Annotated in this window: 18 protein-coding genes; 8 read left to right on the top strand and 10 right to left on the bottom strand. The window is 61.3% G+C overall.

Going from position 1 to position 20,791, the window contains the following annotated elements:
• Nucleotides 1-74: 74 nt before the first annotated feature.
• Complete coding sequence (locus tag ABDJ40_RS15305; RefSeq protein WP_347611191.1) at nt 75-1,472, bottom strand: hypothetical protein; 1,398 nt, start codon at nt 1,470-1,472, stop codon at nt 75-77.
• Nucleotides 1,473-1,690: 218 nt separating this feature from the next.
• Here ABDJ40_RS15305 and ABDJ40_RS15300 point away from each other — a divergent pair, with 218 nt between their 5' ends.
• Nucleotides 1,691-2,737 (top strand): hypothetical protein, encoded by a 1,047-nt coding sequence (locus ABDJ40_RS15300; RefSeq protein ID WP_347611189.1) that lies wholly within the window; start codon nt 1,691-1,693, stop codon nt 2,735-2,737.
• A 167-nt stretch (nt 2,738-2,904) separates the two neighbouring features.
• Here the strand turns inward: ABDJ40_RS15300 and ABDJ40_RS15295 are convergent, their stop codons facing one another.
• Both ABDJ40_RS15295 and ABDJ40_RS15290 read right to left on the bottom strand, forming a co-directional pair.
• The gene (locus tag ABDJ40_RS15295; protein WP_347611187.1) at nt 2,905-3,198 is read right to left on the bottom strand and encodes a hypothetical protein; all 294 of its coding nucleotides are present in this window, start codon (nt 3,196-3,198) and stop codon (nt 2,905-2,907) included.
• Nucleotides 3,199-3,206: 8 nt separating this feature from the next.
• Nucleotides 3,207-4,343, bottom strand: a complete 1,137-nt coding sequence (locus ABDJ40_RS15290; protein ID WP_430765647.1) for a PRTRC system protein D — start codon at nt 4,341-4,343, stop codon at nt 3,207-3,209.
• A gap of 1,074 nt (nt 4,344-5,417) precedes the next feature.
• On the opposite strand from ABDJ40_RS15290, the gene ABDJ40_RS15285 reads away from it, so the two are divergent.
• Nucleotides 5,418-6,626, top strand: a complete 1,209-nt coding sequence (locus ABDJ40_RS15285; RefSeq protein ID WP_347611185.1) for an integrase domain-containing protein — start codon at nt 5,418-5,420, stop codon at nt 6,624-6,626.
• 287 nt (nt 6,627-6,913) lie between these two features.
• Here the strand turns inward: ABDJ40_RS15285 and ABDJ40_RS15280 are convergent, their stop codons facing one another.
• Both ABDJ40_RS15280 and ABDJ40_RS15275 read right to left on the bottom strand, forming a co-directional pair.
• A complete protein-coding gene (locus tag ABDJ40_RS15280; protein WP_347611183.1) occupies nt 6,914-9,109 on the bottom strand; it encodes a ParB/RepB/Spo0J family partition protein in 2,196 nt (731 codons plus the stop codon).
• 234 nt (nt 9,110-9,343) lie between these two features.
• Entirely contained in the window at nt 9,344-9,703 is a 360-nt protein-coding gene (locus ABDJ40_RS15275) for an H-NS histone family protein (protein ID WP_347611181.1), read from the bottom strand.
• A 269-nt stretch (nt 9,704-9,972) separates the two neighbouring features.
• Here ABDJ40_RS15275 and ABDJ40_RS15270 point away from each other — a divergent pair, with 269 nt between their 5' ends.
• The 3 genes from ABDJ40_RS15270 (at nt 9,973) to ABDJ40_RS15260 (ending at nt 12,058) form a co-directional block, all read left to right on the top strand.
• Nucleotides 9,973-10,965: a hypothetical protein gene (locus ABDJ40_RS15270; RefSeq protein ID WP_347611179.1), complete on the top strand. Its 993-nt coding sequence runs from the start codon at nt 9,973-9,975 to the stop codon at nt 10,963-10,965.
• Entirely contained in the window at nt 10,926-11,513 is a 588-nt protein-coding gene (locus ABDJ40_RS15265; RefSeq protein WP_347611177.1) for a pepsin/retropepsin-like aspartic protease family protein, read from the top strand. The genes ABDJ40_RS15270 and ABDJ40_RS15265 overlap by 40 nt, the downstream gene beginning before the upstream one ends.
• A 416-nt stretch (nt 11,514-11,929) precedes the next feature.
• Nucleotides 11,930-12,058, top strand: coding sequence for a hypothetical protein (locus ABDJ40_RS15260; RefSeq protein WP_347611175.1), 129 nt, complete (start codon nt 11,930-11,932; stop codon nt 12,056-12,058).
• Between the two features lie 120 nt (nt 12,059-12,178).
• Here the strand turns inward: ABDJ40_RS15260 and ABDJ40_RS15255 are convergent, their stop codons facing one another.
• Together ABDJ40_RS15255 and ABDJ40_RS15250 are read right to left on the bottom strand one after the other, a co-directional pair.
• The gene (locus ABDJ40_RS15255) at nt 12,179-13,159 is read right to left on the bottom strand and encodes a chymotrypsin family serine protease (RefSeq protein ID WP_347611173.1); all 981 of its coding nucleotides are present in this window, start codon (nt 13,157-13,159) and stop codon (nt 12,179-12,181) included.
• A gap of 4 nt (nt 13,160-13,163) precedes the next feature.
• Nucleotides 13,164-15,041, bottom strand: a complete 1,878-nt coding sequence (locus tag ABDJ40_RS15250; RefSeq protein ID WP_347611171.1) for a hypothetical protein — start codon at nt 15,039-15,041, stop codon at nt 13,164-13,166.
• A gap of 602 nt (nt 15,042-15,643) precedes the next feature.
• Between ABDJ40_RS15250 and ABDJ40_RS15245 the strand changes: the two genes are divergently transcribed.
• Both ABDJ40_RS15245 and ABDJ40_RS15240 read left to right on the top strand, forming a co-directional pair.
• Nucleotides 15,644-16,633, top strand: a complete 990-nt coding sequence (locus ABDJ40_RS15245; protein WP_347611169.1) for a coiled-coil domain-containing protein — start codon at nt 15,644-15,646, stop codon at nt 16,631-16,633.
• Entirely contained in the window at nt 16,630-18,285 is a 1,656-nt protein-coding gene (locus ABDJ40_RS15240) for a coiled-coil domain-containing protein (protein WP_347611167.1), read from the top strand. Before ABDJ40_RS15245 ends, ABDJ40_RS15240 begins: the two co-directional genes overlap by 4 nt.
• Nucleotides 18,286-18,434: 149 nt before the next feature.
• Here ABDJ40_RS15240 and ABDJ40_RS15235 read toward each other — a convergent pair whose 3' ends face one another.
• Complete coding sequence (locus ABDJ40_RS15235; RefSeq protein WP_347611165.1) at nt 18,435-18,986, bottom strand: hypothetical protein; 552 nt, start codon at nt 18,984-18,986, stop codon at nt 18,435-18,437.
• Nucleotides 18,986-19,387, bottom strand: coding sequence for a Hachiman antiphage defense system protein HamA (locus ABDJ40_RS15230; protein ID WP_347611157.1), 402 nt, complete (start codon nt 19,385-19,387; stop codon nt 18,986-18,988). The genes ABDJ40_RS15235 and ABDJ40_RS15230 overlap by 1 nt, the downstream gene beginning before the upstream one ends.
• 281 nt (nt 19,388-19,668) lie before the next feature.
• Here ABDJ40_RS15230 and ABDJ40_RS15225 point away from each other — a divergent pair, with 281 nt between their 5' ends.
• On the top strand, nt 19,669-19,968 hold the full coding sequence (locus ABDJ40_RS15225) for a hypothetical protein (RefSeq protein WP_347611155.1): 300 nt from the start codon (nt 19,669-19,671) through the stop codon (nt 19,966-19,968).
• Between the two features lie 34 nt (nt 19,969-20,002).
• Here the strand turns inward: ABDJ40_RS15225 and ABDJ40_RS15220 are convergent, their stop codons facing one another.
• A complete protein-coding gene (locus tag ABDJ40_RS15220) occupies nt 20,003-20,779 on the bottom strand; it encodes a hypothetical protein (RefSeq protein WP_347611153.1) in 777 nt (258 codons plus the stop codon).
• Between the last annotated feature and the right edge of the window lie 12 nt (nt 20,780-20,791).

The raw sequence follows: 20,791 nt of genomic DNA, 5'->3' as shown, positions 1-20,791 counted from the left end.
GCACCACTTGTCCAGTAGTCAAGCCAAACCGCTGCAGGAAAACTGCAAGGTGCAAACCCGTGCATCCAGACACCTTACGGCTCGGGCTCCGACTCGGAGATAAAGTCGACCAGCGTAGGAACTCTGTCCTTTGCATTCAGGATCATTGTCTTAGACCACAGGATGGAGTGCTCGTAAATGCTTGAGCAGACGATCTCGCCTTCTCTGTCGAACCAATGTGTGGCCTCCGGCAGCAATTCGAAGGGTACAGGGTTCCGCGCAAAGGGGTTGTGGAAGACCTCCAACTCAGCCGACCACGGCTCACTCCCATTCGGCCACAAACGCAAGTATTCCTCGCTCGATATGTCAAGACAGAACGGAATAGCTTTCAAGGCTCCCGGGGTCCGATCAAAACACTCACCAATACGCATGTAGCGCAAGCCATCTGGCACCCCAAATCTGGTAATTGCAACGCGATTGAATTTGGCGAGCGAGCATGCGTTCGAGAAGATCACGGCTGAAAGTTCACATTGAAGGTCGTTGGCAAACAGACCCGCAGGGAAAGCCGATGGCCCTTGCAGGTGCGTTACTGGGAACGATCTAGCCTGCTTTCGGCCATCGACTTCGATGACTTCCACGCCTTCGCCGTACAGGTAGCCAATCAAGCCTTCCCTGCTCCACAGCATCGAGCCTGGCGCCTGGAAATCAGCAATTGCAATCATGAACGGCTGGTCGGCTACGTGCGGCAGATCGTGATAGCGACGCTGAAGCTTACTTCTGAGCGTTTTGGCGAACCGCAATGCGGCGGGTCCAAAGAGTAACTCTTCGCGGGCGTCCGGTGGCTTGCTTTGAGTTGAGTTGACATGGTTGTAGGCGACGCTCGGATTGGCGGTCACTGCCTCGACCCAAGCTACGTCGCCGCGGCGGTTCTCAATACGAAAGTCAGGGGACTCGACTGGTTGAGTAACGAGTAGGCCTTGCTCGCGAAAACAGGCAAGCAGTTGCGCCTCCCACAGCCGTGTATGGAAGTTGCCGGTTTGGCAGTCGCCAACCCAGTTGGCGTCTGGGTTGGGCAGCGCCAAGTAGAGCTGATTCAGCATCCATGCAGCTGGATGATGGGTGGGAGAGCGCAGCAGGTCAAAAATCTCGCTGGAGGATCGCTGCTGAAGATCGTGGAGTGCAGGCCGTCTGCGCGCACCTGCCGGCAGTGGCTCGGGAGGCGCGCCTTCGAGCAGCAACTCAGCGATACGCGCCTTCGCCGCGGCTTCATTCGCAAAGCCCCACTCGTCCGATGTGACGGTCCAGACGTCATCGACACGTCGCCTCATCACCATGATTCCATGGCTAGCGTCAACGTCATCACAAAGGAGTATTCCGCATGTGATGCTGTCCTGAGTCGTCCAGGCATTTCGCGGTGGACGCGAGCCAAAACCGTGACCGCGCGGCAGCGAAAGTGCATAGATCCTGAAGAGGCTCTCGGGCAATTCCTTCAAGTCGTTCTCCCGAAAAACGAGGGCTGGTCAGGCATCGGCTGAAGGTCGTACAGCGAATCCAAGGCAGGGCCGATCAAAAACTGAGATCTACTCTAACCGCCTCCAGAGGGCGATTGCTAGCCCGAAAACAGCCCAACGCTGTCGCGGGATGCCAAGCGCACGCGTGTGTCTATCCCGTGCTAGATTGCATCTCCAAGCAAGCAGCAAAGCGGACAGCAGTGAAACGCGTATCGAGACAGCCAACGAGGCTTGGCGCCATAGATTTTGCAGCGGAGATTGGGCACGAGCTCAATCTTCCGCTGGACCGCATTGGCGAGCAGTTCTCTTTCGACGCCGCCACCAAACTTGGCCTCAAAGACATGCGAATGTTGATCGGGCGAAGAGCCGAGAGAATGTTTGAATATGTGGTGGCTTCGTTAGGCCACGCAGAACTTATCCAGCAAGAGGACGCAGCAGCCCCGCTCTATGCCGGTGCAGAGGTTCAAGCCCCTGATTACTTCGTAGCGCTCAAGAGTGGCGAGCGGTACTTCGTTGAGGTGAAGCACACTTGCGCAGACCCGGCCCGTGCACCGGTGAGTTTCAGCAAGAACTACCTCGCGCGCCTCAAGCGGTACGCCCACCTGAAGGGGCATTCTCTGACCATTGCCGTTTACTGGCGAGCAGTCAATCAATGGACCGTCAACAAAGTGGAGGACTTTGAAACCGCCAACGGAACGATAAACCTACGATTCCCGGATGCCCTGAAAATGAGTATTGCTGGAGACTTCGGCGACCGCATGATTGGTGTTGTCCCTCCGCTCATTTGCCGACTCCATGCCATGCCGGATTACCCAAGCACTATCGATCAAAATGGCGTTGCCAACTTCCTCATCGGTGCAATCAACTTTTTCTGCGAAGGCCAGGAAATACTCAGTGACCTCGAGAAGCAGGTGGCTTTCTATCTAATCTTCCATTCCAGATGGGATCCAGTCGATCCAGTAGCCACGATGGACAGGGACAGGGTGGACTACATTGACCTGATTGCCCAACCGCCTGAGCGCAATGAAGAGCAGGAGTTTGAATTGATCGGATCAACCGCCGGCATGGTCTCCAGACACTTCGAATGGCTCACCACAGCTGATGAGCGTATCGTTCGCCTAACACCTCAACTCACCCCAGCCCAAATGGCCCCAGCCTTTGATGAGTCCTACAGAGGTCAGGTTCTACGTATGTGGCAGTTCGAACTTCGGCCCAACCCTGAGCCGCTCATCCGCAAGGTTGTGTAAGCCTTAAAGGCGCTGATACTGCCGACCCTTGCCAATCGGCAACTTCTCGATACCGGGTCGCGATGACTGCGCGGCGGCGATTCAGTCGCCGCTCCGGCAAGCTTGCAACCGTGCAATGCGCCAATCGGATGCCCGCCATCACTCAATCCAGCCGACGACTAGGACGATCAGCCATCCGTGATGGGTTCGAGGAACACGTCTGCTGCGCCGGGCGCAAAGACAGACGAAGGAGCACGCTGTGCGCCAGTCACAGGGGATTGAATCGACTGCGACTGCATGTGCCCTGCGCCAACGTGAATACGATCGGCAGCTCCATCATGAGCGAGCAAGCGAAGCCGGGTCACCCGCTTCGTCCCCTTTTTGAACCGGATGAGATCGTCGTAGAGCAACGGATCATCTGCCCGATCCAACTCCAGTAGCAGACGGATCGTTTCAGGCATGGCCACCTTGGTATCGTCCATCGGGCACCTCACTGCAGCGCGGGAGAACCGGTCTCCTGCAGTTTGGCTGCATGGTTCATCCCAGCGACCTGGAATCCCCTGACATTGGCGTACATGGGCTCCTTCACCTCCAGGATCCTATGTTTCGGGAACGCCTCCTTCACCGCCTTCTTGAAGAGGTAGGCACCGCCACCAACCAGGATGATGTTCTGGAAGCTGTAGCTCGCTGTCACCCACCGCATCATGGCCGCCACCGCCTGCTGCGCGATGGAATGCGCCATCGGCATGGCCCTCGAAATGTCGTAGGCCTTCTGAAAAATCACCGGGTTCTTGCCCGTTCGCAGCGCCCAGTCGATCGCATCAATGTCGTTGTAGGGCGTACCAATGTCTGCGCTGATCTCCGCTGCGATCGCCTGCAGCATGTCGGACACACCTCGATTGACGGAGTGGCTCTTGTTTTGAACCCAGCGCATGCCGCGCGCGACCAGCCAATCAAACGTGCGGGATCCAGGATCGATAATGAGGCTCTGCTCCCGCTCGATGGTGGCCAGCTTCTGGTGCTGAACTGCAAAGTCGACCAGCGCGCCTTGGGGCTGTGCAATCGCCAGCGCCTTCCGAACGACCACCGTCTTGCCACCGCCAATGTCGTGCTCGCCAGCCATGGCCTTTTCGAGGGCCGCCTTCCTTGTCGCGAGACTCGCAACTGGCAGGCCCACCACCAGCAGGTCGATCGCCGGCACCTTCATCATCGCCAGCGCACCGCGCGCCAGGGCGAGGTACTCGGGGCTCTCGCTGTAGCGGTCATGCAGTTGTGTCGCCCGGAACGTGTCCGCAGCCAGCTCGACATCCGGGCCGACCTCGTAGAACAACCCGTTGATGGGAACGGCCACCGTCTTTCGCCGCTCGAATCCGGGCAGACTCGACGGCTCACGCATGCTCGGGTAGGCGATGGAAGGAAAGCTTGCGCACCGTATCTCGCCGCTGACGATGCTGCTGATGTACTTGGTGTTGCCGGAACCGACATCCACCGCTCGAACGACAAAGCTCATTGGAAACTCCTGTGTGATGGGCTCAATGGCCAGCATCGCTACGGCGATGCTGGCCTTCCACACGGAATTCGCCAGTGAACCTAGAGTTCTCGCGATCAGCTCGACCTGCAGTCGCATTCGACTCCATCCCGAACCCGACCACGGATCGATTTCGCAAGTGTCCAGATCTGAGCGCCTTCCGTGTCCCTCCACGGTCTCACCGGAACACGGTGGGTCAAGACCTCAGTCGCAGCAGGTGCAGTGGCATGGACCTCGGCAGCACGTCGAAACGCTGCCGGTCGAAACCAGAGGCCAAGCAAAAGCAAGTCAAGCCCTCTCGCAGCCTGGCTCCAGCGCCCTTTTGCAAGATAAACGCCCCTGGAGTTGCGATTTCAAGTGCCACCCGCAAGTCCCGCCGCCGCGGCTACCAAGGGGTGGACTGCCGTTGACCGCCCTCGCCTGCCCGGTGTCAACTACAGACTCCCGAGGCCTCCTGGCCTGCTCCATCGCGGAGCGAAAAGCGTAGCGGACGTTACCCGCCTCTTCAAGCCCTGGCCCCTGAGCCAAGGCTCGGCATGATCCCGAGAGCTCATGCCCGAAGCTGTTCAACCCGTAGAGCATTGCAGCGCACGGCTGGCAACCCTCTGCCAGACGCTTCCAGAAAGCGAGCCCTGCATTCGAGCAGTTCAAGCGGCCGGCACCCGATGCCGCGCCCCTGTTCCCGCCATCCTTTCGAGCGCGCGCACTGCGCAGCACACGGTTGTGTTTGCCCCGACGGGCTCCCCGTGTGCCTCAGCTCGTGAACCTGGCACTGCCCTGGACATTCGGTCAGGGGCGGACCCATGCAGGTGGATGGCGCTACGTATCGAGGACTGATCCCCCAGCTGCGCGCAAGGCATGACCTTGGCGCCGATGTTGCCCGAGCCCTTCGAGACCGGACCTCATCCCAACCCCCGACGAACGCAGAAATGCGAATGCGGGACGGATCAACGTGTTCATTTTTAAGACCGACCGAGCTGCACGGTGCGCATCTGCACGCTGGCGGCAAACCCTGGGTAGGCATCGCATGGCCGTGGCCGCACGCCTTGCCGAAGTACCCGGCCACGCTTCGCCCGCGCATGGGAGTCCGCGCTCGCGTCGATCCATGGATTCCTCCTCATCCTTCCTGTGTGCTGCCGGGACAGCGCAAGGCTTCAACCTCGGAGCAACGTCATGTCGATCCCCAACCAACGCCCCACTGCTCGCAGCAAGCCCGGCGCCATCCCCCCCAGGCGGAACGCCCGTCACCAGCCCCCGCGCACGCAGCACGCAGGCCTCCACCCATCCAGCCCGGTGATCGACCACCACCGCCCTGGCGAGGTCGGCCCGCTTCAAGTGCTGGACCTCTTGATCCGGTACCACAACGCCCAGCACACCGCGCTGGAGAAAACCGTCTCCCACAAGACGCGCCAGGAGCGGGCCGACTTCCTGCATCGGTTCTTCCGCGACCTGAAGCTCAAGGCCGGATTCAGGACGGTGCCCGATCCACGCAACCTGGGGGACCGACACATCCGGGCGATGGTTGCAATCTGGCAAAGGGAGCAACTCGCCCCAGCGACGATCCAAACTTACCTGAGCTTCCTGCGAGGACTGGCGCTTTGGCTTGGCAAGCCGGGCTTCATCCGCAAGCCCGCGCACTACGGGCTGGCCCCGGAGGAATACCAGCGCCACGAGTACGCCCAGCGGGACAAGAGCTGGACGGCCGCTGGGATCGACATCGACACCTTGATCGGCGAGGTCTGCCGCTATGACCGCTTCGTCGGCGCTTCGCTGCGGCTGATCCGTGTGATGGGCCTGCGGCGCAAAGAGTCGGTGATGTTCCGCCCCCATCGGAACGTCGTTCCTTTCGAGGCGACAGGATTCCCTCCGGATCGCCGAGAGGCAGACCTGTACGTACTGATCAAGGAAGGAGCCAAGGGAGGGAGACCGCGCTACGTGCCCGTCAACACGCCCCAGCGGGTTGCGGCACTTGAGTTCGCCCAGGCCGTGGCTCAGGGGAGCGATGCGCACTTGGGTGACCCACGCCACAGTCTCCAGCGCAATCTGCGGCGCTTCGACTACGTGATGGCGCGCTTCAAGATCACCGAGGGTGGCCTGGGGGCCACTGCTCACGGCCTTCGCCACGAAGCGATGATCGACCACTACATCGGCAAGTCCGGGGGTGAACTGCCTCCCATCCGGGGTGGCTGCGGGTCGGGGTCACCCGGGCTGGATCAGGTGGCGCGGAAATCGGCTGCGGAATTGGCCGGGCACCATCGCATCCGAGCCTCCGGCGCCTACCTCGGTTCGCCGCCTCTGCGACCGCGTGGTCCGCGTGACAGCGCGGATGCTGGGGATGGGAGCCCTCCAGGTGAGCATCCCGATGCCAGCGGGGGCACCTGACGGAGACGCCTTCGCCCGGGCCGGCAAGCGCCTCGATCAGCGACACGGCACGCTCAGTTGCTGGCGGAGGAGTCCACCGGGCCACTTGCATTCACTGCACTGTCCCGTGCGTCCAGCAAGAGGCAACTGTGAGCAGGCGATGGATGTCCCGAGCGCAGGCCACTGATCTGAGCTTGCCTCACGCCGCAGCGACCGTATCGCAGCTCAACGTCAACAAGACATTCAATGGGTAGAACGCCGATGGCCCGGCTACCTGCATGGGCGCCGGGCCATTGACGTGGTGCGGTTCACGCCGTATGCATCAAGCCCGCTTCCGGACCTGGCACGGGGGCATCGTCGTCGTCCATATGCTCGCCGGATACCTCCTTCACCAGCATGCCGGCCGCCCCACTCGTGTCCTCGTCCTCGTCGCCACTACCAGCTTGTTCGTCGCCAGGATCGACGTCCTTGGCATCCCTTTCGTCGGCTTCGGTTCCATCAGCAGGCACCGCTGGCGCCGGATCGCGTAGGCGAAGAACCGAGGGCAACCACCCGGTGGCCGCTACGACTTGCTCGGCCCGGCTTGCAGCGGCATCCTTCTTGAGTGTTTGAAGCGACGCTGCGGCCTCGACACCCACAGCTTCGACAACGACCTCGGCGATGCGCGCCTTGGAAACATGATTGAAGTAAGCCGTCGCGGTAGGCCTCCACCATTTGCTGAAGTCCACCCCCATCGCCAGCGCAATCCCATCGGTGCGCTGTTGCGTGGACTCGGTCCCATAGACACCCGTGACACTGAGTGCGACCAAGCAGGAGAACAGCTCCGATAGAGAGGCCGAGTCCAGCTGAAGCACCCAGGGCAGGACCGCATCCACTTCTCGCGGCACCAAGGCCAGCCATTTCTGCCGCTGAACATCCACCACCTGCCAAGCCTCGCAGTCTCTGATGTCGTCGGCTTCATCCGGCAGCGCCGCGTGGGTGTCCATCACCGTCAGGGTGAGTGGATCACCGCAGCTATGCAGCCGAAGAAAACCATCCAAGAGCAGCTTGGTCGCCAGCTGAGCGGTCACAGTCGCGACCGCCACATCGGGGCGCTTGAGCAGCTCCGCCTGGATGGCTGCCACGCGATGTGCGGTCAGGTTGCGCATCAGCCTCTCGGAATGCACCGGCCTGGTCTTGGGAGAAGGCAGAGACACCAGCGCGGTCGCCCCTTCGCCTGCGGCATCCTCATGCGCGTGGGCGTAGGCCCTGGCGGTCCGTGCAAGCGAGGCGATTTCCGTGCGGTCGTCAGGGCGGACCAGACCGTAGCGAACCGCCGGAGCAGCGTCGCTCCCAACGTAGACCACGCAACCGGCCTGGGCCACCAGTTCGGGCGGCCACACCGACAAGGCCACATGAAGCGCCGTGATGCGAGCCTTGAGCTCTCCGCACTCGGCGTCCAAACGCAAGTACTCGTCGGCGAGCGAGGAATCGTCGTCCTCGTCAGCGGAAATCTCATCCATGCGCTCATTGCGCTGCGCGACCTGTGCTTCCAGGCTGTCGAGTTCTGCGCTTTCCTCGCTGCTGGCCTCGCGTCTGCCCTTGTGCAACTCGCCGTGCTTGGCGTATTCGTCGTTCACAAACCGGGCGCGGACATCCACCCATTTCCAACCCTCGGCCATGACTTCCTTGGCCTTGCGCTGAAGCTTGCTCACCGCCAACTGGTCGAGCAGCGCCGGATCGAGCAGGTAGAGCTTCTTGTCGTTGTCGCTGAAAAGATCGCGTCGACTTGGCCCCCCGGCTTTCTCGTAGGCCTTGACCGTCACGTACTTGGCGACCGGGCTTCGATCAGACTCGATTTCACCTTGGGTGAGGAGGCGGCGCAGGTGATCCGGATGCCGATTCCAGGTGGCGGTGGCCGCCCAGGCCTGTTCTTGTCGCTCATGATCGTCCACCGACGCCAGCACCATGAGGCACTGGAGGTCAATCTCTTCCTGTCGGTACTGCACCAGCAGCTTGGGCGACACGGCCGCGAGCTTCATGCGACGCTTGACCACCAGGGGCATCACACCGAAGAGCGCCGCAACGTCCTCGACAGACTTGCCTTGGTCGATGAGCTTGGCGAATGCGATGAACTCGTCGGCCGGATGCATTGGAACGTGAAACGTGTTCTCGGCCAGGCTGGCAGCCAGGGCACGGTCGGCGGGTACGACAAGAACAGGCACCGGGTAGTTTTCGGGAAGATCGCCAGCAGCCACCAACAGGCCGAGGGCCTCCAAACGGCGACCACCCGCGCAAACCTCGTGCAGGTTGCGGGTCCCCTTCACGCAGATGAGGTTCTGCAGCAGGCCACAACCTTTGATGGAGGCTGCCAGTTCCGGGATGCTCATGCGGGGCTTTGCGCCCCGAATGGGGGTGTGCGGCCTGGCTTGATAGTCGCCCGAGAGGACGAGTTGACTGTAGGGAATGAAGGTGCGCGTCGACGCCTTGATGACGGCCTCGAACTCCGCTTTGGAGAATTTCATGGGCACTCCTTGATGAGCTGAACGCGGACGGCATCACGCCAGTCCGTGTGTTCAGGTTCTCATTGAGTGGCCGCAGCGCAAGGGCACCGCCGGATCATGCGCATCGTGAAGGACCCGGCGAGTGCCGTATAGAGGTCCCTGAGGCTTGCCGCTTCGCCTAGAGACGCGTCAACTGACTAGGCCAGGACGCACCGTTGCGAGGCCAGCGCACCAGCAGGAGGTACCCGCACCGATTCAAGCGCGCAGATCTTCTTCGGACTTTCCGTTGGCCAGTGCCTCGACAAGCCATTTCGGTCTGGGGCCAAAGCCTGACCACGTGTGTCCGGCATCGTCCTTGTATTTGACGCGACTGGCTGCGGGCTTGGCCTTGAGCCCCACACCGCGTCCTGCCCGCTTGGGCTTGGGCGCTGCGCTCAATCGCTTTCGCACACCAGTGCCCAGCCCCAAGTCCTGCGCCGTGATCTGATAGTAGGCAATGGCCTCCTTCATGCGTGCCACGACTCCAGCCCGCTCGGCCGAAAGAGCATGCTCACGCTCCTTCTGGAGCCTCGCGATTTCCGCGTCGATTTCCTGAGCCGTGCGTTTGCGAGCCATATCAGCCTTTGCATGGAAGAGCGAGTCGAGGCGCAATGCCGCAACTCCACTCGAGAGTGTCCGGGAGCGAGTCTATAGCAGGCGTGCCCATTCCCGAACGCCCTGCCCGCTTCGCCACATCCGTCGCCAGACGCCGATCGCTCGTCAGGATGCCGGCCACCAGCCGTTGCGACGCAACCCCGTACAGGTCCAGCCAGTGGATTGTTGAGCTAAGCTCATCGTCAATGGCCCCAGCCAGAGGGCCGCCTCAGATCGGAGTCATCACAAGCATGGGAAAAGGCGTCAAGATGCGATCCGCCATGGATCGGCAAGGAGTGCTTTACACCGTCGAAGGTCTTCAGCAGATGGAGGATGCGAGCACCGCATTGCCAACGCTGGTGTGCGACGACCCAGGCTGTCAGTGCGAGGTGCGCTTCGTGCCGCGTCACCTGCAGAATCGCGCGAACCGCATTGAGCCCGTCGAAGTTCAACCCTATATCGGTCTCAGGAGCCATGCGACCCACGCCACTGGCTGCCGGTACGACGCTGAAGGCAAGCTGAAGATCATCGCCGCCGACTCCGATCCGGACTTCCTCAGCGCCCTGGAGGACGGGAAGCGTGAACTGCGGCTGCTGGCTCTTCACAACGGCCTGCGCCGCCGCAGCCAGCCCGGACAACCTGCAGGCGCCCCAGGCATTCGCTTGGCCTCAGGTGGCGGCAAGGTGGCCACCGACATCGAGACCTCTGAAAAGAAGCTCGACCGCTATCTGCGCACCACTGCCGATCTGCTGGCCCTGCGTTCGGTCTGCGAGTCCGATGAAGATCTGGCCGGACACCTCGTCCTGCGACTGGGCACCAAGCGCATCCCCTGGAAGAACTTCTACTTCGAACGCAAGCACTTCGACGACGCCTGGGAGTCGATTCGCACGCTGGCTGCGAACGCACACCCCATCGCTATCGTCGGGGTTGTTAGGGCTCTACATACGCCCAAGGCGGGAACATCCCACAAGAACAGTTTCCTCAACTGCTTGTCGATGTATCGCAAGACGGATACGCCCAACCTGGTCGAGACCTTCGAAGTCAGCGTCGCGCACGAAGACAGCGCTTGGCTCGCCGGATTCCCCGTGGGCAGCGAGATCATCATGTTCGGACTCTGGAAGGCGGCCGACGCTGTGCCGAACACGGTCCCCGACAAGCAGGCTCCGGGCAAGTTCGTCACCTACATCACGCACAAGCTCACGCTATGGCCGCAGTTCCGCAAGCAGGTGCTGAGGACCACCTGAGCGATAGCCAACAAACCTTCGTCCGCCGTGGTCTGCACTTCGCTCAGGTACGCACCACGCCCTCTTTTCATTTCAAACACCCCATGCTTCGCATACCCATCACGCTTGCTCGCCGACCAGGCTATGAGCAAATTCCCAATTCCTATGTGTCGCCAGTCATCTCGTTGACCATCGCTGGAATACCGGAATTCCCTGTCGGAGGCATTGCCACCCCAACTCTGGCGCAGCCGATCCGAGCACTGCTCGATACCGGGGCAGACATTGGCTATGTTGATGAGCAACTCCTTCAGCGCCTTGGCGCAACGAGTCTCGGTCAGGACTCAGCACCAACCAAATCTATGCACGGCGAGCGCACCCATGGCAACTACCTCGTGAACCTCCAGCTCCCGGGCATGCGGCGTCCGCTGGCGGCGCAGGTCTCAGGAGTGCCGCTGTGCGATGGCACTCGAGCGTATGAGGCCATACTCGGCATGGAGTTTCTGAGACTGGGCCGGCTCGTACTGGATGCCACCGGGGAGAGCTACTTCGAGCTGCCCAACGAAGGCTGACGAAAGAACGTAAAACCAGAGGCGTTCGAAAAGTCGGAGCAATCCGGATGTCGCCCCAAATGCCTATCTCATGCGAGAGCCAGCCTAGAAGGCAATGGGCTTCCGACCACCCAAGTTCGCCGACCGGCTCGTGTCTTCAAGAGCCCCGCGCGCGGAGCCGCGCACTCACCAGACGCCATGCGAAAGCCGCCTTAGCGTCTGCCATTTGCGCAACGAACGGCATCGCAGGACTTGCCGACACGCTGTCGTGCTCGCACCATGGAGCGTCCACCGCTTCCTTCGGGAGCTCCCCCGGCTTTGTCGGGGCGCCGCAGGCGTTACCTGCCTTGGCCCGAGCGCGTCGCGCGCTCGCTCATTCCCCCGGGAACACCGCTTCCCTGGGGAGGTGTGTGTTCCCTTATTCCCTGGAGAACAACATGCCATCACCTGACACCGCCAGCGCGCTAACCGCGCCGGTCCGGGAAGCCATCGACATTGAGACCCTGCTCGGCGACAGCAATGCACAGCTAGTGATCGAGGGGCTGTACCATCAGCACCTGAATTGACCGCCCCTGGCTCGAAGATGCGACCAGCCGCATTCATGGCCCAGGACTTGCCACATGCCTCGCATGCCTCAGTCCAGGTCTCGATGCTGTGCCGGCACAAGGACTTCGATGCACGCGGACCTACAGCTCGACGTCCAGTTGATCCATCATTTTGACTAGGTGGCAGGCAAACGCCCAAGGGGTCGAGTCGGCTTCGTCCCCTTCAATCGCGACCGCGGTGTCGTCCTTACCCCCGACGTTGATACCCACCGCAGCGCCAAACCGATCAAACCAGAGCGCGCCAGAATCCCCTGGCTGGGTAAGCGAGTCCCCTTCGGTGACGGGTCGCAGTTGAAATCCAGGAACGTTGAGCGTCAAGCCATCGGCATAGGTAATCGGCTTTTGCCCAACCCAGTCGACCTTGCCCACCGTCAAGCCACTGAATGCGCCCGACATCGTGAGCCGGTCGTCGAGCCGAACGTCCCTCACACGCCCGATGACAAGGTCCGTCCCATAGGGCCGATTCTCTGCGGCCCTGCCGGTATAGGAAGCGATGCCTGCATCCCCCAGCGATCGCTCGACCTGCTCCACCGAGATGGTCAGCCGCTTCGCAGCTGAGCTGTTCGGCTGAAAGACCGTGGTGCCACTTTGAAGCATGACGTGACCTGCCCCCAAAACGTAGTTCTCCCCGGAGGTGCGGCCACGCACCATCAATGCAACGGTTCCCAGGTCGCCCCCCTCCGTCTTGAGAAGCACGCCCGGCCGCAGCGGGATGGCCGCCGTGCGGCGACGTGCCTGCACCTCCTCCTGCGACAGGTGAGGCCGCAGGTTGGCTTGGACCACATCGACCCGAACCCCCAGCAAGGTGCGAGGAAAGCGCTGGCGCGCGCTCAGCTCGCCATCGGGGAGGCGCTTGCTCACATGGACCGACAACGCAAGCTCCCGCGTTGGTCGTCCTCCTTTGCGGGCGTAGCCAATACCAAGCCCGGTGACGTAGCTGCGCCTGAGCCAGGGCTGCGCAGCCGCATAAGCCGCCAAAAGACGGGGATCAGAAACGCCAGGCAGCAGCTCTGCCCGGCCGACCGGACGCGCAGAGCGATCACCTCCAGAGGAGCTGGCCACTGCCCTACTCCGTCGCCGAAGTGGACTTGCCTTCCCGGAACTTGTCCAGATCCGCCTGCGCCTTTTCCAGTGCCAGCTGGGCGTCTATGAGCTTCTTCTTGGCCGCCAGCTCGGACGCGCTGGCCTCCAGCTTGCTCGTTTCCTGATTGCGCTTGGCCTCACGGAACTTCATGAGCGCGTCCGCCGAAGACTCGAACACCTCGGCAGCCTTCGCCGCCGCCGCGTTGGACTTGTAGGCCAGTTTGGTGAGGGCGCCGCTTTCTGCGAACGACGCTGTGATCGTGTTGTTCTGGAATGGACCGTTTTTCAGCGGTAATACCGCCAAGGCTCCCAACTGCGGTACGTCGACAAGGGACGAGACCAGCACGACGTCTGGCGTCGCCACGATAGCCCCTCCAGAGGTGCAGACCTGCGCCTTGCAGACCAACAAGGTACTCTTGAAGGGCTGCCGATAAAAGACCCCCACCTCGCCCACGTCGTTGCTGCGATCGCCAGGCAGCGACGGGGCATACAGCGCAACCTGTGCGGACATGGCTGCGGCCAGACGCGACCGGTCAGGATGCACGCATTGCTTGTCACCCTTGCAAGGATCGGGTGCCAGCCAAGCCTGAAGTGCCTCGACGGCCCCAGGCAGATCCTGGCTCAACACGGCCGGCGTTGGCCGGAACGTCGTTGAGCTCATCACGGTGAGCGCCTTGCGCACGGACGCCAGGCGCGTGACAACCTTCGCCGCCGCCTGCTGAGCACCCGTGAGCTTGGCTTTGGCGTCCAGCACCTGCTTTGCTGCGAGCTTGGAATCGCTCTCGGCCTTGGTGACCTGCGCTTTGGCCTCGGGACGCTTCGGGTCGTTCTCGTCCAACTCCTTCAACGCGGCCTGCGCCTTCTCCAGCGCCGCGATGGCCTTGACCTGCTCGTCATTGAGCTTGTCGACGTCCTTTTGCAGCGCAAGAGAGGTCTCGGCACCGGCCTCGGACTGGGCTTCCAGTCCATCCCTCTGATAGAGCTTCCATCGAATGTCGGCCTTGCATGCAACGGCGCGCTCGGCCTGGGCGTCCTGCCAGTCGCCGAACGACTGGAATGGCACGGCCTTGGCAGCATTGGCCGTGGGAAGGGGGAAGCCGCTTGCCGCCGCTGTCAGCTTCGTGATGCCACCGATCGCGCTGAGGATGGCCGGGCCGGTCTGGTCGTCGATCGTGACATTGACCGACTTGAGAGTGCCACCCGGATACGTCTCCACCGTATAGTCGGTGGCCTTCAAGCCCTCTGCCATCGGCGCGTAGTCCAGCGAATAGGCATGGCTGGCATCGGGCGCAAAGCTCGGAACGACTTGCGCCGTCACATCGACTTCGAGTTTGAGCTCGGGTCGCAGATTCAATTGCCGAATCGCCGCGCTGAGCTTGTTCAAGCCGTCGTCGCTGACTTCGCGCGTGTCCTTGGCAGCTTTTCCCTTTTGCTTGGAACCGGGCTTTGGCGGTTGCGCTGCGGCAGTCACCACCACGCGCTGCAGCCAGTTGGAACCCAGCACGGCATTGATCCCCGGCTGCACATCGCCTCGACTCAATACTGGGTCTGCCACGATCGCGTCCATGATCTTGAGCGCATCTTCCGGGGTGTCGGCCCCTCTCGCCGACTGAAGCTGGGCGCCCAGCCAAGCCAGGGCAGCCTGCGCGTCATCCTGATAGACCACGTTGCAGGATTTCAACTCCCGGGAGAGGTTGACCTGAAACTCGGCTCGCGGCAGGTAATAGACCTGCCCCTTGACGACCTTGTCGAAATTGCCGACCTTCGAGGCCGTCAGCGTGGTCGTACAGGCACTCAGTCCCATCAACGCCACGAGAGCCAAAAGAGCCAGGCCACCTGAACGCTTGATATCTCGCCGCATAGTCCCCTCCATTTCGGTGTCAGGGAATAGTAGCGTCAAGCGTTACATCTGGTAATACCACAAACGTGTGATGCCGCTTTCCACGTGGCTGAGGTATGCGCTGATTGACGCGGTTTGGCGTTACAAAACGTATTGCGAAATTGACCAATGCTCTGTTTAATTGCGCCGAGTCAATTGCGCCTATTCTCAAGCCGCGTTGTGCCGGTCGACCTGCTCGGAGCAGGCGTGGTATGCCGCGGCGCCGAGGGCCAGGGGGTTCATAGGGGACCTCTAGGCAGGCGAGTCGGCGGTAGAGAGAACATGACATGGCAACCAGCTTATTCACCTGGGCCAAGCTCTTGGCCAGCTTGTATGACTTCTATGACACCGCCTCCACAAGCTTGGATTGGCTGGCGTGGAGCCAAGAAGCCACCGGCAACGTAGCGCTTGGGAAAGCCCCACCGCCCTCCCCTCAGTCGCCAACGGAGTTCCAGGAGGCGCTGGATCAAGCGAGGAGGCGCATCAGAGAACTACCTACTCCAACTTTCGACGCTCGGCTTCCCGACTCGGGCGTCGTGCCCACAACCGGCTTTGACGCAACGCGAGGGGCGATCAGGCTTCGAATGTCTGATCTGCTCGCCTGCGTCTCCGAAGTATCTGACGCGCGGAGCGCTATTGCGTATTTTGCGACGGTGGAGACCGCCCTCAAAAGTCAGAGGGATATGCTCTCCGATCTGGCCAAGGTGATGTGGAAGCTTGCTGAGACGTATCCGGTGGCGATATTGAGCGAGACGCTCGCCTTCCAGGCGCTCGACGTGGAGAACTCATACATCCCGTTCGTCTCAGGGACGTTAGACCAGCTAGAGACCAAACGCAATGCCGCTACGGTTGCCATGACGGCCCGCGTGAGCGAGGTCAGAGTCGCCGCGAACGAAATCAGAAACGTCCTTACGGTCGAAGCCATTGACCTCCGAGCCGCAGTGGAACGCCTGGAGCAGCTTGACGTAGAAGTCCAGCAGCTTCAGGAAGCCGTCGTCAAGGCCATATATGCCCGGGACAAGGCGACAGCAGATGTCCAACGGCAACAGACACTGCGGGACGCCGCGGAGATGGACGTCGCCGAGGCCGAGGAGCGTCTCTCGGCCGCCCAAACTGCCGCAGCCAACATCCGCAACAGCATTCAGCAGGTCACAGAGGCAATCAGTGTCCCGTACAACTGCCCGATTTCCCATGTTTCCTGGAACGAATGCGACAGCGCCGATCACGTCCAATACAAGAACGCGTACGTGCAGAACCAACAGCGTCTGCGCAATGAGTTGACTCAACTTCAAGCAAGGCTGACCAGCGCCCAGAACGCGGTCGTGACGGCATTCAATGATCTCAACTCGACAAGGAACACGCTCGCCACCTTCGAGAGCGGACTGGATAGCGCAAAGACGATGCTTCAGACCGCCGAGAGTGAGTTGAAGCAGGCTCAAGAGCTTTGGAAAGCCAAGGCTCGCTTTGCGCAGGAGGAAAAACAGCGGCTGCGCGCAGACATCTTTGCCTCGGAGAACTCGAGTGATCAAAATCAGGTCCAAGATGTGATCACCCAGCTGGGAGCAACTCCATGAACCGGATGGTGCTCATCGCTTGCTGCCTCTGGAATGCCGTTGCAACGGCGCAGCCCCATCTGACGCCGCTGGCGCCCGGAGGCATCCCACATGGAGGACTGGACCTCTGCGAGATCAATTGCACCTGCAGCCCCAAACCCGGTGAGGTGGACAAATGCTCTGTGTACTGGACGTTCAAGTCGGGCCCTGGTGGCAGCATCGTCCGTGTGGTCAACCCTGACCCCAATGCCTGCACGACTGCGGTCAATGCCAACGTCACTGCACTCACAACGCATTTCGGAAAGGGCCCAGAAGTCAGCCTGCCTACGAAGGAAATGGCGACCCAGGCTTCGACGTTCGCTCCACCATCTCAATCTTCACTTCCGTACAGCCGTCTGCTCGATACAGCGGCACCGGTGGTTCTCAACGATCCGTTGGATGTCCAGATCTCTGCAGAGACAGTCAGGGTCTTGGCACTCACTGAGGACGCGCGATCCTACGGGGCGGTCGGGGGGGCAGTATCGCAATGGCAGTCAGCGAGTGCCGCGTCGAAACGGATTATCGCCAAGGTCGAAGGCGCTGAGAAGTCACTGTCCTTGGCAAAGCCTTGGCCCGAGTTGCGGGAATTCGCCCCGATGGTGTGGGATCTTCGAATATGCACGCATAGCAAGCCTGCCGAAGTTGCCGACCTTGCAAGCCGCATAGCCAATAAGGACGACCTCGCCTGGAACTTTGCCTTCTTGGACGACTGGATCGTCCTGCAGAGTGCGTTCAACGCGACCTCTGGTGCGCCGGCAGGAACCGGAACATCCAGCTTCGAAACCATCCTCCGACCATTCTTTGCTGAACCTGCCACCCGAGTGAAGGAGAGAACGGAGAAGTCACTGTTCACCCTTCTTGAACTGCGCACTTTTCGATCCGCTGTCACTACAGCAAGCACTGCTATCGACTCCTACAGCCAGGATTTGAACGGCAAGGCAAAGGCGCGCCGCGACGAGCTGGAAAAGGCCATCTCCAATGAGCTGGCAGCAGTCACACGAATTCGTGAAGTCTTTAGCTCGGAAGTGGCTGCGGTCGCGAAGCTAAAGAGTGCTGTAGAGGCGACAGTGGCCGAGAAGGGGAAGGTGCAAGCATCTATCAACTCGACGAACTCTGAGATCTCCAGCAACACGTCGTCCCTGCAATCCCGGACTTCTCAACGCGACCAACACCGTCAGGCGCGATCATCCGCTCAGGCGGCTCTGACGTCCAAGCGAACTGCTGTCGACGAAGCTCAAGCAATGCTTCAATCCGTCGAGCTGCACTGCGGTGACAAGCCATACGATGTCTGCCCTGACCAAGCGGCTAAGAAGGACTACGACAAACGCCGCTACGAGGCAAACAAGGCGGTCGCAGTGGCTCGATCCGCGTTGGTCAAAGCGCAAGCCGATCTTCAGCAAGCGGATGGCGATTTGCTGGTAGACGACAAGGCCATCTTGGAGCTGCGCGGGAACATTGCGTCTATGAGAACACGCTTGAAAGCCTTGCAGGTGGCACGAGAATCCGTCGAGAAGAACCTCGTTGAGCTTGGGGAGAAGTTGCAGGCTGGAGAGGTTGGCCTGAGCACGCTGACTGGCTTGTCCGCCAAGCTTGACGAGGCCGTCGTGGCACTCGGCAAAGCTCGTCCGAGCTAGTGTCCCGTCCCGCCAAGTGAACGCCCCTTGTCAGACATCGACCACGAAAGCGCTGGAGCTGTAGCGCTTCGGCATTCCGCCATTGGGTGCCTTGACAGGCTCACCGGAGACGACACACGTCAGGTTGATGTCGTGCCGATGAAGATTTCTCAGGTTGATTCTGAATCAGTTCTTCCTCCACCGCTATCTCCTGTCAAGGCCGCTGCGCTGAGCCGCGGTCCACGTGACCAGGCCCCAGATACTCCAAATTGAACTTGCCGAGATCGCCGATTGAGGTCGCGACGATCAAACCCGTGGAACTGGGCGTCCAACCCCTGATACAGCAACGAATAGGCTCGCGCCGAAAAGCGCCCCAAGTGATAGGCCGCCGCAGCGACGAGGCGATGGAAGTCGCGCTCCGCGCTGGCCGCCCCTCGCGCAACAACGGCTTCGAGCGCTTCGGCGGCCACCTCGAAGGCCTTGCGGGCCGTCTCCCCATCGCCGCCCATGTCGATGTAGCGCAGGCCATGCTGCAACAGCGAGTAGCCATAGGCCAGCAGGTCGTCCGATAGCTCGACGCCGAAGTTCGGTGCGTCCTGCGGCAGAGCGCCATCGCGCCAGATCATTGCGCGCGCCTGGCCGCGGGCGAGGAGTCGAGCCCGGTATCCAGGCACAATGGCCGCGTCGATGTTGGCTCTCAGTTCCTCAAGCGTCGCAGCCATTACTTGCCTCCCGTGCCGATAGCCGCGAAAACCGCCTTGATGAAGTCCTGGTGTCCTTCGACACGAAGGCCGACATAGTGCTGCGGGACCGGCCCGGCATAGGACTGCAGGTTGGCTTTCAGTAACTTCAACGGGTCGTTGCCGGAGAACGTGAACAGCATGTGCGAGACCTGGGAGGCGCGAATACCGTCCATGAGCAGGGCCTTGTCCAATGCATTGCTGAGCACCGTGTCGCCGGCCTCGTTCGAACGGTCGGCGACGAACGCGAGCGCATGCGGCGACGGGAGCCCGCTGTTGGCACAAAGCGCTGCTCTGGCTTCATTGATGACGGCCGTCGTCATGCCAGAGCGGCTCTTGACCTCTGCCTTGAGGATGTTCAGGCCGCCATTCTTCGGGTCCAAGATGAGCCTGCTGGCTGCAGGGGCCTCGGAGGGCCAGGTGCGCCTCCCGAACTTGCCCCCTATGGCGTGAGCATGTTCGGGAACGCCGAGCTACTCGCTAGGCTGATCTGGTCGCCCACAGCTGAGTCGTGTAGCGCTACGTTTTCAGGTCTGGGCAGCACCGCGAAGGTCCGGCCATGGCATCTACTGGATGTCCCCATAGGAGCGGCAAGCACCCGGCGCGGTGACAATCAAGCATTCCCGCGCACCGCCCCCCCTTTTCCATGCCCGTCCGGTACACCGTGCTCCAGCTGTTCAATGCCGCCCATGGCTGTCTTGTGGAGATTGAACTGGTGCAGCTACAGGCGCTCGTCGACGGTGCTCGGCAGTGGCTCTGGATCGAAGGCAATATGGTCACGGTCCTACAGCTACTAGACGGAAAACTGTCCGAAAAGCGGGTGTTTGATCGTGCCGTGCTGACATTCGATGGTGTGCAGGGACAGCTGTGTTGGCCCGGTGGCCCGCCTGACGTCCTGTCGATCGATGCCTCCGGCACGCTGCGCCCCGAGTTCCAGCGGCTGCTGCATCAGCATCTGAACTGAGCGCTTCACGCCGTCTGCACCTCGGGGAAGCCACTCAGGGCGCAGTTGCCCGCATCACCGGGCAACGGACGACGTCATGGACGAACCAGTACTTGCTGGCAGCCCGAACGGCTTCGCGATTTACCCGAGCCACTTCTTCCAAGGTCAGTTCCGCGTCGCTGGCGCCAGCGGCGAGACAGATGCCGGGCGCCACCGGCAGGATCGGCTGGTCGATGAAAGCGTCCGGAACCAGGAATTCCAGCTCGCCACTGGAGAAGACGCCCCAGCGCATGGCATGGGCACCGCTCTCCCAGTCACTGTCAATGGCGCTCTGCAGCATCATGCCCGCCACTACCCGTCCTGGCAGCGTGCCATCGGGCTTGATGAACATCACCCGGCTTTTTTCCAGTTGCTCCTGAGCGTCCAGATCGAGATCAGGATTTCCTGTCACACCGTTGATAGCTAGGTCTGGCAGCGGGTCGCGGGCGCGAAGGCATCGGTACCGCCAAAGCAGGTACATCTCCGTGATCGCACCGTGCATGTCCGCAGCGAGGCTCGTCAGTGATCGGCTGACGAGGCGATCGGCGATGACCTGGTAGCCGTCCTCAATCGCTTTGCCAAAGCCAGACTCGGCTCGCTGATCCCACGACCTCATCGTGCAAAAGAGATGGTTGTCCGGTCTGAGCCGAAGCTCGACGGCCCGCTCGGACAAGCGCATATGCACCAGGCCGTCGCGCCCACAGAAACGCGAGATGGTCCGACTGGGCAGCAGGTGCTGCCGGATGGTCAACTGGTGTGGATTGCCGGGCTGGGTTCGTTCGTATCGCGCCATGTCATCTTGCTG

The organism is Roseateles flavus, assembly GCF_039872765.1.
Taxonomy (GTDB): domain Bacteria; phylum Pseudomonadota; class Gammaproteobacteria; order Burkholderiales; family Burkholderiaceae_C; genus Roseateles_B; species Roseateles_B flavus.
The sequence above is the reverse complement of the archived record's forward strand: the minus strand, read 5'-3'. Positions and strand labels throughout refer to the sequence as shown.

Bases quoted from the DNA above. Each gene is read 5' to 3' on its own strand.
- ABDJ40_RS15295 (WP_347611187.1), bottom strand. From the start codon at position 3,198: ATGGACGATACCAAGGTGGCCATGCCTGAAACGATCCGTCTGCTACTG.
- ABDJ40_RS15290 (WP_430765647.1), bottom strand. From the start codon at position 4,343: ATGCGACTGCAGGTCGAGCTGATCGCGAGAACTCTAGGTTCACTGGCG.
- ABDJ40_RS15285 (WP_347611185.1), top strand. From the start codon at position 5,418: ATGTCGATCCCCAACCAACGCCCCACTGCTCGCAGCAAGCCCGGCGCC.
- ABDJ40_RS15280 (WP_347611183.1), bottom strand. From the start codon at position 9,109: ATGAAATTCTCCAAAGCGGAGTTCGAGGCCGTCATCAAGGCGTCGACG.
- ABDJ40_RS15275 (WP_347611181.1), bottom strand. From the start codon at position 9,703: ATGGCTCGCAAACGCACGGCTCAGGAAATCGACGCGGAAATCGCGAGG.
- ABDJ40_RS15270 (WP_347611179.1), top strand. From the start codon at position 9,973: ATGGGAAAAGGCGTCAAGATGCGATCCGCCATGGATCGGCAAGGAGTG.
- ABDJ40_RS15265 (WP_347611177.1), top strand. From the start codon at position 10,926: ATGGCCGCAGTTCCGCAAGCAGGTGCTGAGGACCACCTGAGCGATAGC.
- ABDJ40_RS15260 (WP_347611175.1), top strand. From the start codon at position 11,930: ATGCCATCACCTGACACCGCCAGCGCGCTAACCGCGCCGGTCCGGGAA.
- ABDJ40_RS15250 (WP_347611171.1), bottom strand. From the start codon at position 15,041: ATGCGGCGAGATATCAAGCGTTCAGGTGGCCTGGCTCTTTTGGCTCTC.
- ABDJ40_RS15245 (WP_347611169.1), top strand. From the start codon at position 15,644: ATGTCTGATCTGCTCGCCTGCGTCTCCGAAGTATCTGACGCGCGGAGC.
- ABDJ40_RS15240 (WP_347611167.1), top strand. From the start codon at position 16,630: ATGAACCGGATGGTGCTCATCGCTTGCTGCCTCTGGAATGCCGTTGCA.
- ABDJ40_RS15235 (WP_347611165.1), bottom strand. From the start codon at position 18,986: ATGGCTGCGACGCTTGAGGAACTGAGAGCCAACATCGACGCGGCCATT.
- ABDJ40_RS15220 (WP_347611153.1), bottom strand. From the start codon at position 20,779: ATGGCGCGATACGAACGAACCCAGCCCGGCAATCCACACCAGTTGACC.